Origin of the sequence: Neisseria sp. P0024.S006 (assembly GCF_051956595.1) — a bacterium.
In the GTDB taxonomy this organism is placed as follows: Bacteria; Pseudomonadota; Gammaproteobacteria; order Burkholderiales; family Neisseriaceae; genus Neisseria.
This window is the reverse complement of the sequence record NZ_JBQCXH010000006.1, coordinates 1-13,589: the sequence shown is the minus strand read 5'-3', so window position 1 is coordinate 13,589 and position 13,589 is coordinate 1. Positions and strand designations below refer to the sequence as shown.

Genomic DNA, 13,589 nt, shown 5'->3' with positions numbered 1-13,589 from the left:
TAGAGGAACGTAAAATGAGATTTGATAAATTGACTGCTAAATTTCAGCAAGCTCTGCAAGAAGGTCAAAGCCTGGCTTTGGCTGCGGACAGCAGCTATCTCGAGGCCGGCTTTATCTTAAAAGCATTGCTTGATGATCAAAACAGCGGAGCTGCTGCGTTACTGGCCCATGCGGGCGTGAATGTGCCTCAAGTCAAACAGCGTTTGCAGCAGCATTTAAACAGCCTGCCGAAAGTATCCGGCCAGGGTGGCGATATTATGCCCAGCCGCGAATTGCAAGCTGTATTAAACCTGATGGACAAGGCTGCGACCAAACGTGGCGATGCCTATATTGCCAGCGAACTTTTCCTGTTGGCTTTGGTGCAGCAGAATGACGCTACCGGCAAAATTTTGAAAGATGCCGGTGCAACCGAACAAAACATAAATGCCGCAATCGATGCGGTACGAGGAGGACAAAACGTGAACGATGCCAATGCTGAAGACCAACGCGATGCGCTGAAAAAATACACACTCGACCTGACTCAACGCGCCCGTGACGGTAAGCTCGACCCTGTTATCGGCCGTGATGATGAAATCCGCCGTGCGATTCAAGTGCTGCAACGCCGCACCAAAAACAATCCTGTGCTGATTGGTGAGCCTGGTGTGGGTAAAACCGCTATTGTTGAAGGCTTGGCGCAACGTATTGTTAACGGCGAAGTGCCCGAATCCCTGCGCAACAAATGCCTGCTGGTTTTGGATTTGGCGGCATTGATTGCCGGTGCGAAATACCGCGGCGAATTTGAAGAACGCTTGAAAGGCGTGTTGAATGATTTGGCGAAAGACGACGGCAACACCCTGATTTTCATCGACGAAATCCATACTTTGGTCGGCGCAGGCAAAACTGATGGCGCAATGGATGCGGGCAATATGCTGAAACCGGCTTTGGCACGCGGCGAACTGCACTGCATCGGCGCGACTACTTTGGACGAATACCGTCAATACATCGAAAAAGACGCAGCACTCGAACGCCGCTTCCAAAAAGTATTGGTTGGCGAGCCCAGCGTGGAAGACACCATCGCCATCTTGCGTGGTTTGCAAGAGCGTTACGAAATCCACCACGGCATCGACATCACCGACCCTGCCATCGTTGCCGCAGCGGAGTTGAGCGACCGTTACATTACCGACCGCTTCCTGCCTGACAAGGCGATTGATTTGATTGACGAAGCCGCCAGCCGCATCAAAATGGAGCTGGACAGCAAACCCGAGCAGATGGATAAACTTGACCGCCGCATCATCCAGCTCAAAATGGAAAAAATGCACGTTGCCAAAGAAAGCGACGAGGCCAGCAAAAAACGTTTGGAGTTGATAGACGAAGAAATCGACGGTCTGCAAAAAGAATACGCCGATTTGGACGAAATCTGGAAAGCCGAAAAAGCCGCGTCTTCCAGCACCGCCGACATTAAGAAACAGATGGACGACATCAAAGTTAAAATCGAACAGGCCAAACGTCAAGGCGATTTTGCCCGCGCGTCCGAACTCGAATACGGCGAGTTGCCTAAATTGGGTGCGCAATTGCAAGCAGCAGAAAGCAATCCTGAGGGCAAAAAACAAAACAAACTCTTCCGCACCGAAGTTGGCGCGGACGAAGTAGCCGAAATCGTATCGCGCATGACCGGTATCCCTGTGTCCAAAATGATGGAAGGCGAACGTGACAAGCTGTTGAAAATGGAAGAAGTGTTGCACCGCCGCGTGGTTGGTCAAGACGAAGCCGTGCGCGCCGTGTCCGACGCCATCCGCCGCAGTCGCTCCGGTTTGGCTGATCCGAACAAACCTTACGGCAGCTTCTTATTCTTAGGTCCGACTGGTGTGGGTAAAACCGAGTTGTGCAAAGCTTTGGCAGGCTTCCTGTTTGACAGCGAAGACCACCTCATCCGTATCGACATGTCCGAATACATGGAAAAACACGCCGTTGCCCGCTTAATCGGTGCGCCTCCGGGCTATGTCGGCTACGAAGAGGGCGGTTACCTGACCGAACAAGTCCGCCGCAAACCGTACAGCGTGATTCTGTTGGACGAAGTGGAAAAAGCTCATCCAGACGTGTTCAACATCTTGCTGCAAGTTTTGGATGACGGCCGTTTGACCGACGGACAAGGTCGTACAGTGGACTTTAAAAATACTGTTATCGTCATGACTTCCAACATCGGTAGCCAACATATCCAACAAATGGGTACTCAGGACTACGAAGCAGTAAAAGAAGTCGTTATGGAGGATGTGAAAGAACATTTCCGTCCTGAAATGATCAACCGTATTGACGAAGTCGTCGTGTTCCACGGTTTGGATCAGGCTAATATCCGCAGCATTGCGAAAATCCAGCTTAAAGGTTTGGAAAAACGTTTGGAAGCGCAACACTTGCACCTGAAAGTGGACGATGCTGCCTTGGATCTGATTGCCAAAGCCGGTTTCGACCCTGTGTATGGTGCCCGTCCGCTCAAACGCGCCATCCAGTCGGAAATCGAAAACCCGCTGGCAAAAGCCTTGCTTGAAGGCAAATATGCGCCCGATAGTACAATTCATGTTAAAGAAGAGGGTGGTAAACTCTTGTTTGCATAGGATTAAATTAATGTAGTATTTTGTTGTAACAGGCCGTCTGAAAGAATTCAGACGGCCTTTCTTGATTATTGATTCATATTATATAATTGTTATGTAATTTGATTATTCTTTGAATTTTAGGGAAATTGATCAAATTCCTATGCCTTAGTTTGATAATGTGGGGGACTGTTAGTTTTTGCACAAGGAACAAATAGAGTAAAAAAACGCTGAAATCTTGGAAAGACGTGGATTTCGGCGTTTTTTTGTATTCGGAAAAGTTACGCCAGCTTTTTCACAAAACCGCGCCGGAATGCGCGGTTTTTTGTTTGAAGTTGACGGGATTGGGAAATTTTTAAAACTATTTTAAGAGGGTTTTAAAATCAGTTTACGGTACGGCCGAACCATTCTACGCGTCCGACGATGGCGATGTCGTCGTCTGTATGGCTTAGGTCTATTTCAAAGGGGGCGTAATGTGGGTTGGCTGATGTTACCAACAGCTTGCCCGGCATACGTTGCACGCGTTTGACGAACAGGTCGTTTCCTATGCGTAGGACGTACAGGCCGTCGCGCGGCTCGGTTTCGGCGTGGTTGATTAGGATGTTGTCGCCGTGGTTCAGGATGCCTTCCATGCTGTCGCCTTTAACGGCGATTACAGAAAGCTTGTCTGTCTGCCGGGTAACGTAGTTTTCTATCCAGTATCTCCGGAAAGCCATGCAGAATAATGGTTTTTCATCATTCACTGCTTGTCCATGCCCTGCCGCCGCTTCCACGCTGTATCGCGGGATAAAGACAAACTCACGCAGATCAACCGGATTGCCCAAGGTGTCCACCGCGCCTGAGCTGGTATTGGATACCGGGAAGGCTCCAACGTTTTCCGGTCTTGATTTGTCAGCAAACGGCAAACCTTTTCCGGTCAGTAACCAGTTTAAATCACAGCCGGTAACTTCTTGAATTTTTATAAGTGTTTCAGCCTTTGGCAAACCATCTTTAGCAAATACCTTATTCAGTCCCATGTAGGACATATCTATCTTGGAGGCTATATCCTCCAATGTCGAATCCGGCCATAAAAGCTGAAGTCTGCTTTTAAAAGTCATGTGTTTCTCTCTAACAAAAAGACTAACCAAAAAACCTTCCCTTTTGGTTAGAAATAATCTTAATCAAAAACAAAAGTTTATAAAATAATCGCCATTTGTTTGTAAATTGACTAACCAAAAGGGTTTACAACTATCCTTTTGGTTAGTATTATTCGTTTCACTAAGTCAAATGACTTAGCAAACAAACCCAAAAGGAATGTGTATGGAAACCCTAAAAGAAAGATTAATGGTAAAAATTGAAGATGCGGAAAGACAAAAACAAGATTGGCATCGTGCGGAAATTGTGGCAGCAGTTCGTAAACGCGGGAAAACAATTACTGCACTATCAATCGAATCCGGGTTAAGCGCGAATACATTAAAAAGCGCGTTGCAATTTAAATATCCAAAAGGCGAACGGATTATTTCAGACTTTCTCGGCATTCCACCTCAAGAGATTTGGCCTAGCCGTTATCCCAAACAGGTTTAACTTACTCAAAAGAGTAAACAAAAGTTTATATCAGGAGCAGTAAATGAGCAACACCATATCCTTAGAGGAGCTGAAAAATTTAAGTTTGCCCTGTCTTCCCAAGAACCTAGAAAGCATTAGATATCGTGCCAAAACGCAGGACTGGCCGTACATCGAAGAAGTTGGCAAAGCGCGTGGAGGCCGTCTGAAAAAATACTTAATCGCTTCCCTCCCTGCCGAAATCCGAGTAGCCATCATGAAACGGCAGTCGGACGAGTTGGCGGAGAAGATGCCGAAAATGCTGCCCCAAGTCAGACCGGGGACGGCGATGTCGGCTCAAGCACTGGCTGAAGCGGCCAAGCTGTTGAACGAGAAACAACGGTCGGTGGCGGATGCGCGATGTGCGGTGGTGGCGGCGGTGTTGGGGATTAAATATCAATACGGTTGCTCTGCGAAGGCTGCGGTGGCTCAGTTTTTGGGCTTGCTGGCAGAAGGTAAATTGGACGCGGTCACGCTTGGAAACTTGGAAAAGGCCAATGACCGCAGCCGGTCGGCAAAGGTTGGCGAACGTACTTTAGACGGCTGGATTTCTGCTTATTTGAAAGCGGAAAACGCGACAGAGCGGTTGGTTGCTTTGGCTCCGAAGACGACGAAGGCGGTTAAGCCGATTGAGAGCTACGGTTGGTTGCCGATGTTTATGCAGTTCCACAATATCCCGTCCGCGCCGAAACTGGCACACAGCTACCGCCGGTTTGTGCAGTGGGCAGAAGCGGAAAATATGCCGGTCAATGATGTGCCTAACTTGAGTATGGTGCGGCGCGTTTGGGACAAGCTGCCGATGATTATGCAGGAGCGCGGTAGGAAAACGGGGGCGGCTTATAAATCGCTGCTGCCTTATGTGAAACGTGATTGGGGGGCTTTGAAGCCTAACGATGTTTGGATCGGCGACGGCCACAGCTTTAAGGCGAAGGTGGCGCATCCGGTACACGGCAGGCCGTTCAAGCCGGAAGTGACGGTGATTATTGATGGTTGTACGCGGTTTGTGGTCGGTTTTTCGGTATCTCTTGCTGAAAGTTGCGTAGCAGTGTCGGACGCTCTGCGTATCGGGGTCAAGCACTATGGTTTGCCGATTATTTATTACTCGGATAACGGCGGCGGCCAAACCGGCAAGACGATAGACCATGAAATCACGGGTATTACGTCCCGACTGGGTATCCGGCATGAAACGGGTATCGCGGGCAATCCGCAAGGGCGCGGCATCATCGAGCGATGGTGGAAAGACAATCTGATTGAGATGGCGCGCCAGTATGAGACTTTCACGGGCAGCGGGATGGACAGCAGCACGAAGAACCTGATGTACCGCAAGATGGAAAGTGCGTTCAACGCCTTGGAAAAAGGCAAGGATTTGACGGAGGAACAACAGAAATATTTGAAAAAACTGCCGAGCTGGTCGCGCTTTATTGCGGATGTGGTCAAGTGTATCGACGAATACAACAACCGCCCGCACGGCGAGCTGCCCCGACATCCGGACGGCGGGCATTATACGCCGAAGGCTTATCGGGAAATGAGGCTGGAACAGGACGGTATCGCGCCAGATATGTTGTCGGCGGAAGAACTGGCGACGATGTTTATGCCGCAAGAGGTGCGAAAGGTACAGCGCGGTTGGCTGGATTTGTTCAACAACTCTTATTTCTCGGTGGAGCTTGCGGAGTATCACAAGGACGAGGTACGCGTGAGCTACGATTTGGACGATGCATCGGCGGTCAATGTGTTTGATATGGACGGCAAGTTTATCACTAAGGCGCAGGCCAATGGCAATACACGCGAGGCTTTCCCGATGGCGCGTATCGACCAACTGGCGGAAAAACGCCGAAAAGGCAAAATCAAGCGGGCGGAAAATGCAATCAAGCTCGCGAATGCGGAAGTCAATCCGGCTTTGGAACAGGCGGCAGCTTGGGACGAGCTGGGAAATTTGGGCGGAAACGTCATCGAGGCGGAGTATGCGGTATTGCCGAAAACGGGCACAGACGATTTTGTGCTGTTTGAGGCGGATAGATAAAGGAAAACATGATGGACAAACAGCAAAATGCGGCGTTTTCGGCCGAGCTTATTGAAAAATTGAAACTCAAGCGAGCCCTTGGGCGGATTCAACGACTTCAAACAAAGATTCAAGGTGTTCCCGCTGAACGGAATCAGGCTCAAAGGTTTTTGCCTGCGCTTGAAGGAAGCGGCGAACCTGCTCAATCGAAGTCGGCTCTTGACGGGTAATCCGCTGGAGCAGCCAGGCAAGTACGAGGGAATCGGCAAGCGACCTGTCTTCCAAGTCTTGAACGGCGACTTCCAGCATGATCAGGCGTTTTTCTAAATCGGGGAACTCTTTCATTTCAGACGGCCTTTAAAGGTTGTTTAAAACTCAAGGATATTAAAAATGAAACAAATTAATCAAGCATTGCAACAAAAACTGGCTGAATTTAAAGCCAAATCAGGTATGAACCAAACCCAACTGGCGCGCGGTATCGGTACTTCGCCGGCATCCATCAGTATGTATCTGAACGGCACTTATGCGGAAAAAGGCGGCAATTATGAAACCATCGAGCCGAAAATCGAGGCGTTTTTGGAGATGCAGGACAGCAAAGCGCGACGTGAAGAGCTGGTGTTGGGTTTTGTATCGACTAAGACGACACGCCGTATTGCGGAAGTGATGCGCGATGCGCACGAAGGCGGCGAAACAGTGGTGATCTACGGTCAGGCAGGTTTGGGCAAGACGCAGGCAGTCAAAAACTACTGCGAGAAAAACCCTGCGGCCATCCTGATTGAGGCTAATCCGAGCTTCACGGCACTTGTCCTGATGCGCAAGTTGGCGACAGCGGCGAAGGTATCGGCGATAGGCAGTTTGAATGATTTGTTTGAGTCTGTATCTGACCGTCTGCGCGATTCGGGCCGTCTGATTGTGGTCGATGAAGCGGAAAACCTGCCCTTGCGCGCCCTTGAGATTATCCGCCGACTGCACGACGAGACGGGCTGCGGTTTGGTGTTGAGCGGTATGCCCCGACTGGTGGCCAACCTGCGCGGTAAGCATGGCGAGCTGGTACAGCTTTACAGCCGCGTGTCTGTTGCGCTGAATTTGGGCGAATCTTTGCCGGACGAGGAACTCTTTGAGATTGCGAAAGCGGCTTTGCCTGATGCGGACGAGGAAACGCTCTTGGAACTGGTTAAACATAGCAACGGCAATACGCGCCGGATGAGCAAATTGATGCGCGGCGCGGTACGCACGGCGAACAAGAACGGTATCAAGATGCAGGCCGGTATCGTTAAGAAATACAGCTCCCTGATTATCCGATAAGAAAGGCCGTCTGAAATGAGACACGAATATGCGGTACACGCCGGGGTCTATGAGGACACTTGGCACGATTATGAAACCCATAAACGGCGGAAAATTTGGCGGGCAGATGTACGCGGCAAGCGGAAAGAAGGCTTTGCATGGCTACAAATCCGCCGACTGCGGAAACGCTTTGAAAGCAAAGAGGAAGCCAAGGAATGGGCGACGCAGGTTAAGGCGGATTGGGTACGCAATAATTTTTTTGCCTTAAGAAAATATTAAGTAATTGATTTATAAGGAAATAGGAAAATGTCTAATTTATTTTACGAACGAAAAACCAAGTGGATCGGTTTGGCTTTTTGGTTGTTGTTTTGGGCGGTTTTGGTGGGAACGATGCTTCACAGCTGCTCTAAGCCGGTGGTATCGGCGGCGAAGTTGGAAATGTCGCGTCGCGAGCGGATGGCGGATTTGGAGGCTCAAGCCTTGGGCGAGCAATACGAGTCGATGAGTACGGAAGAAAAAATGAAAGGGATTGTTTATGAGCGATAAGCCATTGAGCTCTACGGCGAAACAAGAGGCTTTGGATCGGGCGGTAAAAGAAATCCGCGCGAAATATGGCGATAAGGCGATTGTGAAAGGATGTGTGAAATGAGTTTCGGGCGACGTAATACGGATTGGCAGGCTTGGGGACAGCACCGCAGGCGTGCGACGGCGCGAATAGCGCAAAAAAACAGAGAGCGCGAAATCGAAGAATATCAGGCGCGTTTCAGACGGCCTGCCGATAAGAAGGAGGAGAAAAAATGATTTGGTTTGTTGTCGGATTGGCGGTGTTGGTGCTGCTGGGGATTTGGCTTGAAATGCTGGCCCGAATCGTCGTATTGCACATGATAGGCGAAGGCCGTGACGGGTATGACGACAATTAAGGCATTGATGTCGCTCTATATTTTTTTGCCTTATTGAAAATATAAGGCATTGATTTAAAAGGATTTAAGAAATGAATCAAAAAGAAATTACCGAATGGCTCGAAGACCGTGGCGAGCTGATGATTATGAAAAAGGACGGAGAAGGCTTTGTGATTGCAGCGCGTGCGCCGGATGGGATGTGGAAAACTGCCGAGGCGGAAACTTTGGCTCGGGCGATAAATTTATGGGAGGAAGCGTGATGGACATTGAGCAATACAACCCTAAAAAGAGTCCGAAATATAGCAATTTTATTTATAGATTTTTGAAAAAGAACAAAAAAATTATACCGCATAGAGGAATACCGGTTATCGAAAAGTTTGACACGCTGGGTATCTGGCGTATCGGATGGCATGACAGTGACGGATGGTTTACCGGTGCTCCCATCAGTTTTTTACCCAATGGCAAGGTAGAGATTTATGCATTTAAGCCAGGCGGACAAGTTGTCGAAAAAGTCGAATGGTGTGATTACAAACGTATTGGAGCCTGTGCTATTGACGGATATGCGCATAAATGGCGTGAAGTTAATAAAAACAGCCGGTGCTGCGAATACTGCGGCCAATGGATACGGCGGAAAGTGAAAACTGAGAAAGTTATTCGCCGCCGCGATATTTGGGAGATTGAATCATGATTTGCCGTTGTCCCAACTGCGGAGCGGCCAATAGCTTAGATAGCTTGGTCAGTGATGCTGAAGCAGCCGAAGTGCTGAAGATGTTGCTGGAACTTGATGCTGATATCGGTAAAGCGGCGATACGGTATATCGGTTTGTTCCGTCCTGCGAAATCCCAGCTCTCTTGGGCGCGTACCGCGAAACTGCTGAACGAGTTGCTGCCGATGATTAAGGCGCAGGAGGCGACACGCGACGGGATTTGTTTCCCTGCCCCTGCCGAGGCTTGGATTCATGGTTTTAACGAGACGGTCAACGCACGCGACCAAGGCCGTCTGAAAACGCCGCTGAAGTCGCACGGCTACCTGTATGAAATCCTTGCGGGCTGGGTCGGCCAGCCAAACGCGGGGAATCAGACAGTAAACCAACCCAGCCGCCGCGCCGCACTGCAGGCCAACCCCAGCCAAACCCTGACTGCAGCCGTATCGCTGCAAGGACTGAAGAAATGAAAGAACTGCCTACCCAATTGCATAACGCCATGATCGACGGCCTGACCATGCTTTTGACCCTGCGTCTGAGCGGTTCGCCGGCTGCCGACACTGTGGCCGCCACTGCGCAAACTTGGAGCCGTGTGTTGGCGCACGGCCGGGCGTGGGACGAAGCGCGAGATGTACCGCGCTTTCAGACGGCCTTTATGGTGCTGGCAAATGAAATGAGCCGCTGGCCGAGTCCGAAAGATTTTTTGGACAATCTGCCGCCACCGCCGGAGCCGTTGAAATTGGAACACCGCTACCGACCGAGCGCAGACGAAAAAGCACGCGGCAAAGCGGCTTTAAAACAGATTCAATCCGCCGTTAAAGCAATTTTAAACGGCAAAAATATCAACTAAACCGAAAGGAAAAATGATGGCTAAATCGAAAAAAATCAAAAGCGAAGCCCTGACCGTGGGCATTCAAGACCGCGCGGACGCGTCGGTGCAAATCAAACGCATGGGCGATTTGCAGCGCGAAATCGAGCGTATCCAAGCCGACCACAACGACAATGTGGCCGAATTGCAAAAACAGGCCGACGAGCGTGTTGCGCCCCTGATGGCGGAAATCAACGCCATTCATGCCGGTGTGCAGGCGTGGAGCGAAGCCAACCGCGATGCGCTGACCGATGGCGGCAAGGTCAAATTTGCCGACCTGACCACCGGCATTATTCGCTGGCGCAACAACCCGCCAAAATGCAGCGTCAGCGGTGTTGATGCGGTGCTGGCTTTATTGGAGTCAAAGCCCGACTTGGCACGCTTTATCCGCGTGAAGAAAGAAGTCAATAAAGATGCGGTATTGAATGAACCTGAGTTTTTCGCCGACAACCCTGTGCCGGGAATTAAGATTGTGCAGGGTAAGGAGTTTTTCAGCGTCGAACCGCATAATCAGGAGTTGTCATGATGGAAAACGGAAACTTAAATACCGACGAGCTGGCAGTTTTAAGAACTGCCGCACGCGATTCCTTCTACATCCATGCTCAAGTTGAAAACGCCAACCGAAAATTAGAAACCGCGTTTCTCGTGTGGGAAAAAGTGAAAGAAGGAGAAAAAGAGGCTATACGCAACCGAAAAAAAGCCTTTATTTATCACTGCGCCGGGGTGGTTTGGTTTTTTCTTGCGTTGATTTTATTGCTTCTTTGGTAATAAGTAGATTTTATAAAGGATTATATTATGTGGTTTAAACAAGTTACCCCATTTCGTGTGTTTGAATTGCCGGAAGCTGAACGGCTCGAAATAGCACTTGCAGAAAACTGGTTTTGTTCTCCTGCTGGATTAGACTGGTTTAGTGAAGGCTTTTATTACCCGGTGCCATTTGGGAAGCCTATTATTTTTGAAGCCCAAAAGACTATGCTTATCAGTTTGATGCGAGAAGAAAAAGTATTACCCAGTGCGGCCATCAAACATAAATTGGACGAACAGGTTGTTAAGATCCAAACTGCCGAAGACCGTAATGTCGGTCGCAGAGAAAAGCATGAATTACGCGAAGCAATTATCGACGACCTGCTGCCTAAAGCATTGACGAAAAGCAGCCGCACTAACGGCTTGCTGGACACAGGCTGGCTGTGGGTAGATACCGCCAGCCGCCACAAGGCTGAAAATCTGTTGACTAAATTGCGCGAAGCCCTTGGCGGCCTGCCTGCTCAACAGCCGGTCGCCCGTCAATCGCCGGCATCATTGATGACCAATTGGCTGTTGCAGGGAGAAGCCCAAGGCCGGTTTGTGTTGGATAGTGATGTTACCCTGGTCGGAGCGGGCGATGTTGCTCCAAAAGTTAAAATCAGCCGCAAAGACCTTACCGCCGAAGATGTGGTACAACACGCCAAAAACGGCATGGCCGTAACCGAACTGGGCTTGGTCTGGAATGACCGCGTAGCATTTATCCTGACTCAGGATTTAACGCTGAAACGTATCAAATGGCTGGATGTGGTGCAGGAAGAGGCACAAGATAACTGCGATGATGCACAGAGCCACGCCTACGCCACGCAATTACTGATGACGGCTGCGCTGAGTATGATATTTAGCGAGTTGGTGGAGTTGCTTGGAGGCTGGCAGGAATGATGGAAAGCTGGGACTTTTAAAGCTGGATTAAAGGCCGTCTGAAATGGGTTTAAAACCTGTTTCAGACGGCCTTTTTTATGTCTGTTTATTCCTAAAAAAATAATAACTTAATACTATATATTGTATTTTATTGGTATAATATGCGCTAATTTATACCATATGTTGTATTGGAGGGATAATGCGCCGGGCGTTGATTGCGAAAATTAAGATTGCTCAAAAGGAGCTGGGCTTGGATGACGGTACCTATCGTGCGGTGTTGGAGCGCGTGACGGGCAAGCGGTCGTGTACGGAGTGCAGTATCCCTGAGCTGGAACGCGTGGTCGAGGATTTGCGCCAACATGGGTTTCAGCCGAAAAAAACGGCAGGCCGACGGCCGAACCGCCGCTCTTCCGCCGACCCGATGATGCGCAAAATCGAGGCCCTGCTACTGGATAACGGCTGGACTTGGAATTATGCGCACGGTACGGCGCGTAAAATGTTTAAGGTTGATCGCGTGGAATGGTTGTCCGACGGCAATATGCACAAGCTGGTGGCGGCGTTGCAGATTGCGGCGAACCGCCGTAAGAAAGGGGCTGTATGATGTATGAGACGGCAGATTTTGGCGCGGTCAAGCATCTGCTCCCTGATAGTGTACAGGCGTTGATTACGGTCATCGGGTTTAATGAAACGCTGGAGCTGGTGCGCCTGATGGGCGGTACGACTTATCCGTTGCGGCAGGGTTATACGAAAAACAGTCAATCCCGTGTTGCATACTTGGAGGAGATTATCGGCAGTGAGGCGGCCGGTCGGCTGGTGGAAGCAATGGCTCCGTGCAATCTGTTTATACCCCGTTGCGAGACGGCCTTGTATGAGCTGCGTAACCGTAAAATCCGCAGTCAGTTTGACCGACAGACGGCAGGCGGTACCCCTGCTTATGAGGCCGTTAACGATTTGGCCTTGGCACACCGTCTAAGCGACCGCCATGTGTGGCGGATCCTGAAAAAGGCGGACAAGGAAGCGGAGCAGGAAAATTTGTTTTAAGGGCATGACCCGTTTGAAAATTAAATTTCAGACGGGTCCTTTTTATCTATAATGACTACTCTTTCCAAAATTTGAATAGGGATAAACAAATGAAACTCATACTTGCTCTAGCGTTGGCTTGTACTTTGGCTGCCTGCGGGAGCCAAGAAACAGCCGCCAAACAGGAAACTGCGCTCCAACAGGAAGATGCGCCCCAACAGGCTGTGATTTGTGCCGAGCCGATGGGAATATCGGCGGAAAAGCTGCTGCTCAATATCGATGCAGGATTGAAAGGTATTGGTGCGCCTTCGACGGTGCAAAGTAAGAATATTGAAGAAAATGAGTGTGGCTATCAAATTGTGATGATAACTGATTTCGGCGCCACCCAAGTGGAAACTAACCCTCAGCAAGAAGTGTTGAAACTATTGACAGCCACGCAGCTGAATCCTGATTTGTCTAATCTGTTTGCCAGTATACAAACGATTACGGCCATTGATGGTACGGAAAAAATGGGGCAAACCGAAATCGGCAATCTGTTGTTTAAAACGATTGGCGATATGGCGCCGGAGGTAAAGCAATCTGGTAATGCGAGCAAGGATTTTAAATATAAAGGTAAATACTATTCAATCATGATTGAAGGAAATAATTTGGTAATGCTGGTACGAAAAATATAGCATTTTCATTGCACAGGCCGTCTGAAATTTCAGGCGGCCTTTTTGTTGCCTACTGACACTGTTTCGCCCGCCGCAAAAGCCATGCCGTTTGAAAATGTAAGCCTCTGAAAGTGCATTTTAATCTGATTTTGAGGGAGGCTTTAATGAGCAAAATTGTTTGTCTGACTGCCGGACACAGCAACACCGACCCGGGCGCGGTCAACGGCAGCGACCGTGAGGCGGACTTGGCGCAGGATATGCGCAATATCGTGGCATCTATCCTGCGTAACGATTACGGCCTGACCGTACGCACCGACGGCGAAGGCAAAGGCAATATGCCGCTGCGCGAAGCGGTC

20 protein-coding genes and 1 pseudogene are annotated in these 13,589 nt (G+C 49.6%); 19 read left to right on the top strand and 2 right to left on the bottom strand.

The window, feature by feature from the left end:
• The first annotated feature begins 14 nt into the window (after positions 1-14).
• Positions 15-2,588 (top strand): ATP-dependent chaperone ClpB, encoded by a 2,574-nt coding sequence (clpB, locus tag ACTHUF_RS10330; RefSeq protein WP_440407619.1) that lies wholly within the window; start codon positions 15-17, stop codon positions 2,586-2,588.
• Positions 2,589-2,947: 359 nt separating this feature from the next.
• Here clpB and ACTHUF_RS10325 read toward each other — a convergent pair whose 3' ends face one another.
• A complete protein-coding gene (locus ACTHUF_RS10325; RefSeq protein ID WP_440407617.1) occupies positions 2,948-3,661 on the bottom strand; it encodes a S24 family peptidase in 714 nt (237 codons plus the stop codon).
• 202 nt (positions 3,662-3,863) lie between these two features.
• Between ACTHUF_RS10325 and ACTHUF_RS10320 the strand changes: the two genes are divergently transcribed.
• On the top strand, positions 3,864-4,127 hold the full coding sequence (locus ACTHUF_RS10320; RefSeq protein WP_079453753.1) for a helix-turn-helix domain-containing protein: 264 nt from the start codon (positions 3,864-3,866) through the stop codon (positions 4,125-4,127).
• 43 nt (positions 4,128-4,170) lie between these two features.
• On the top strand, positions 4,171-6,165 hold the full coding sequence (locus ACTHUF_RS10315; protein ID WP_440407615.1) for a Mu transposase C-terminal domain-containing protein: 1,995 nt from the start codon (positions 4,171-4,173) through the stop codon (positions 6,163-6,165).
• A gap of 66 nt (positions 6,166-6,231) precedes the next feature.
• Here ACTHUF_RS10315 and ACTHUF_RS10310 read toward each other — a convergent pair whose 3' ends face one another.
• Positions 6,232-6,489, bottom strand: a complete 258-nt coding sequence (locus tag ACTHUF_RS10310; protein ID WP_222571107.1) for a GntR family transcriptional regulator — start codon at positions 6,487-6,489, stop codon at positions 6,232-6,234.
• Positions 6,490-6,534: 45 nt separating this feature from the next.
• Here ACTHUF_RS10310 and ACTHUF_RS10305 point away from each other — a divergent pair, with 45 nt between their 5' ends.
• From ACTHUF_RS10305 to ACTHUF_RS10230, 16 genes and pseudogenes are all read left to right on the top strand, one after another.
• Positions 6,535-7,449 (top strand): AAA family ATPase, encoded by a 915-nt coding sequence (locus tag ACTHUF_RS10305; protein WP_440407612.1) that lies wholly within the window; start codon positions 6,535-6,537, stop codon positions 7,447-7,449.
• 15 nt (positions 7,450-7,464) lie between these two features.
• Positions 7,465-7,707, top strand: coding sequence for a toxin PIN (locus ACTHUF_RS10300; protein WP_315038100.1), 243 nt, complete (start codon positions 7,465-7,467; stop codon positions 7,705-7,707).
• Positions 7,708-7,734: 27 nt separating this feature from the next.
• On the top strand, positions 7,735-7,974 hold the full coding sequence (locus ACTHUF_RS10295) for a hypothetical protein (protein WP_440407610.1): 240 nt from the start codon (positions 7,735-7,737) through the stop codon (positions 7,972-7,974).
• A gap of 99 nt (positions 7,975-8,073) precedes the next feature.
• Entirely contained in the window at positions 8,074-8,229 is a 156-nt protein-coding gene (locus ACTHUF_RS10290; protein WP_440407608.1) for a hypothetical protein, read from the top strand.
• On the top strand, positions 8,226-8,348 hold the full coding sequence (locus tag ACTHUF_RS10285; RefSeq protein ID WP_440407606.1) for a hypothetical protein: 123 nt from the start codon (positions 8,226-8,228) through the stop codon (positions 8,346-8,348). Before ACTHUF_RS10290 ends, ACTHUF_RS10285 begins: the two co-directional genes overlap by 4 nt.
• Before the next feature lie 71 nt (positions 8,349-8,419).
• Positions 8,420-8,587, top strand: a complete 168-nt coding sequence (locus ACTHUF_RS10280) for a hypothetical protein (protein WP_440407604.1) — start codon at positions 8,420-8,422, stop codon at positions 8,585-8,587.
• Complete coding sequence (locus tag ACTHUF_RS10275; RefSeq protein ID WP_440407602.1) at positions 8,587-9,015, top strand: hypothetical protein; 429 nt, start codon at positions 8,587-8,589, stop codon at positions 9,013-9,015. Before ACTHUF_RS10280 ends, ACTHUF_RS10275 begins: the two co-directional genes overlap by 1 nt.
• Positions 9,012-9,500, top strand: a complete 489-nt coding sequence (locus ACTHUF_RS10270) for a hypothetical protein (protein ID WP_440407601.1) — start codon at positions 9,012-9,014, stop codon at positions 9,498-9,500. Before ACTHUF_RS10275 ends, ACTHUF_RS10270 begins: the two co-directional genes overlap by 4 nt.
• Positions 9,497-9,880: a hypothetical protein gene (locus ACTHUF_RS10265; RefSeq protein ID WP_249552033.1), complete on the top strand. Its 384-nt coding sequence runs from the start codon at positions 9,497-9,499 to the stop codon at positions 9,878-9,880. Before ACTHUF_RS10270 ends, ACTHUF_RS10265 begins: the two co-directional genes overlap by 4 nt.
• 16 nt (positions 9,881-9,896) lie before the next feature.
• On the top strand, positions 9,897-10,424 hold the full coding sequence (locus ACTHUF_RS10260; protein ID WP_249552032.1) for a host-nuclease inhibitor Gam family protein: 528 nt from the start codon (positions 9,897-9,899) through the stop codon (positions 10,422-10,424).
• Positions 10,421-10,666: a hypothetical protein gene (locus tag ACTHUF_RS10255; RefSeq protein ID WP_440407598.1), complete on the top strand. Its 246-nt coding sequence runs from the start codon at positions 10,421-10,423 to the stop codon at positions 10,664-10,666. Before ACTHUF_RS10260 ends, ACTHUF_RS10255 begins: the two co-directional genes overlap by 4 nt.
• A 27-nt stretch (positions 10,667-10,693) precedes the next feature.
• A complete protein-coding gene (locus tag ACTHUF_RS10250; RefSeq protein WP_440407596.1) occupies positions 10,694-11,581 on the top strand; it encodes a recombination-associated protein RdgC in 888 nt (295 codons plus the stop codon).
• 178 nt (positions 11,582-11,759) lie between these two features.
• A complete protein-coding gene (locus ACTHUF_RS10245; RefSeq protein ID WP_440407595.1) occupies positions 11,760-12,161 on the top strand; it encodes a gp16 family protein in 402 nt (133 codons plus the stop codon).
• Positions 12,161-12,601, top strand: coding sequence for a Mor transcription activator family protein (locus ACTHUF_RS10240; protein ID WP_440407672.1), 441 nt, complete (start codon positions 12,161-12,163; stop codon positions 12,599-12,601). Before ACTHUF_RS10245 ends, ACTHUF_RS10240 begins: the two co-directional genes overlap by 1 nt.
• An 89-nt stretch (positions 12,602-12,690) precedes the next feature.
• A complete protein-coding gene (locus tag ACTHUF_RS10235; protein ID WP_440407593.1) occupies positions 12,691-13,254 on the top strand; it encodes a hypothetical protein in 564 nt (187 codons plus the stop codon).
• A 143-nt stretch (positions 13,255-13,397) separates the two neighbouring features.
• Positions 13,398-13,589 (top strand): annotated as a pseudogene (locus ACTHUF_RS10230) (N-acetylmuramoyl-L-alanine amidase); the annotation flags it as partial.

What these genes read in the sequence shown, in the direction of transcription:
- clpB (WP_440407619.1), top strand. Translation starts at nt 15, where the DNA reads ATGAGATTTGATAAATTGACTGCTAAATTTCAGCAAGCTCTGCAAGAA.
- ACTHUF_RS10325 (WP_440407617.1), bottom strand. Translation starts at nt 3,661, where the DNA reads ATGACTTTTAAAAGCAGACTTCAGCTTTTATGGCCGGATTCGACATTG.
- ACTHUF_RS10320 (WP_079453753.1), top strand. Translation starts at nt 3,864, where the DNA reads ATGGAAACCCTAAAAGAAAGATTAATGGTAAAAATTGAAGATGCGGAA.
- ACTHUF_RS10315 (WP_440407615.1), top strand. Translation starts at nt 4,171, where the DNA reads ATGAGCAACACCATATCCTTAGAGGAGCTGAAAAATTTAAGTTTGCCC.
- ACTHUF_RS10310 (WP_222571107.1), bottom strand. Translation starts at nt 6,489, where the DNA reads ATGAAAGAGTTCCCCGATTTAGAAAAACGCCTGATCATGCTGGAAGTC.
- ACTHUF_RS10305 (WP_440407612.1), top strand. Translation starts at nt 6,535, where the DNA reads ATGAAACAAATTAATCAAGCATTGCAACAAAAACTGGCTGAATTTAAA.
- ACTHUF_RS10300 (WP_315038100.1), top strand. Translation starts at nt 7,465, where the DNA reads ATGAGACACGAATATGCGGTACACGCCGGGGTCTATGAGGACACTTGG.
- ACTHUF_RS10295 (WP_440407610.1), top strand. Translation starts at nt 7,735, where the DNA reads ATGTCTAATTTATTTTACGAACGAAAAACCAAGTGGATCGGTTTGGCT.
- ACTHUF_RS10290 (WP_440407608.1), top strand. Translation starts at nt 8,074, where the DNA reads ATGAGTTTCGGGCGACGTAATACGGATTGGCAGGCTTGGGGACAGCAC.
- ACTHUF_RS10285 (WP_440407606.1), top strand. Translation starts at nt 8,226, where the DNA reads ATGATTTGGTTTGTTGTCGGATTGGCGGTGTTGGTGCTGCTGGGGATT.
- ACTHUF_RS10280 (WP_440407604.1), top strand. Translation starts at nt 8,420, where the DNA reads ATGAATCAAAAAGAAATTACCGAATGGCTCGAAGACCGTGGCGAGCTG.
- ACTHUF_RS10275 (WP_440407602.1), top strand. Translation starts at nt 8,587, where the DNA reads ATGGACATTGAGCAATACAACCCTAAAAAGAGTCCGAAATATAGCAAT.
- ACTHUF_RS10270 (WP_440407601.1), top strand. Translation starts at nt 9,012, where the DNA reads ATGATTTGCCGTTGTCCCAACTGCGGAGCGGCCAATAGCTTAGATAGC.
- ACTHUF_RS10265 (WP_249552033.1), top strand. Translation starts at nt 9,497, where the DNA reads ATGAAAGAACTGCCTACCCAATTGCATAACGCCATGATCGACGGCCTG.
- ACTHUF_RS10260 (WP_249552032.1), top strand. Translation starts at nt 9,897, where the DNA reads ATGGCTAAATCGAAAAAAATCAAAAGCGAAGCCCTGACCGTGGGCATT.
- ACTHUF_RS10255 (WP_440407598.1), top strand. Translation starts at nt 10,421, where the DNA reads ATGATGGAAAACGGAAACTTAAATACCGACGAGCTGGCAGTTTTAAGA.
- ACTHUF_RS10250 (WP_440407596.1), top strand. Translation starts at nt 10,694, where the DNA reads ATGTGGTTTAAACAAGTTACCCCATTTCGTGTGTTTGAATTGCCGGAA.
- ACTHUF_RS10245 (WP_440407595.1), top strand. Translation starts at nt 11,760, where the DNA reads ATGCGCCGGGCGTTGATTGCGAAAATTAAGATTGCTCAAAAGGAGCTG.
- ACTHUF_RS10240 (WP_440407672.1), top strand. Translation starts at nt 12,161, where the DNA reads ATGTATGAGACGGCAGATTTTGGCGCGGTCAAGCATCTGCTCCCTGAT.
- ACTHUF_RS10235 (WP_440407593.1), top strand. Translation starts at nt 12,691, where the DNA reads ATGAAACTCATACTTGCTCTAGCGTTGGCTTGTACTTTGGCTGCCTGC.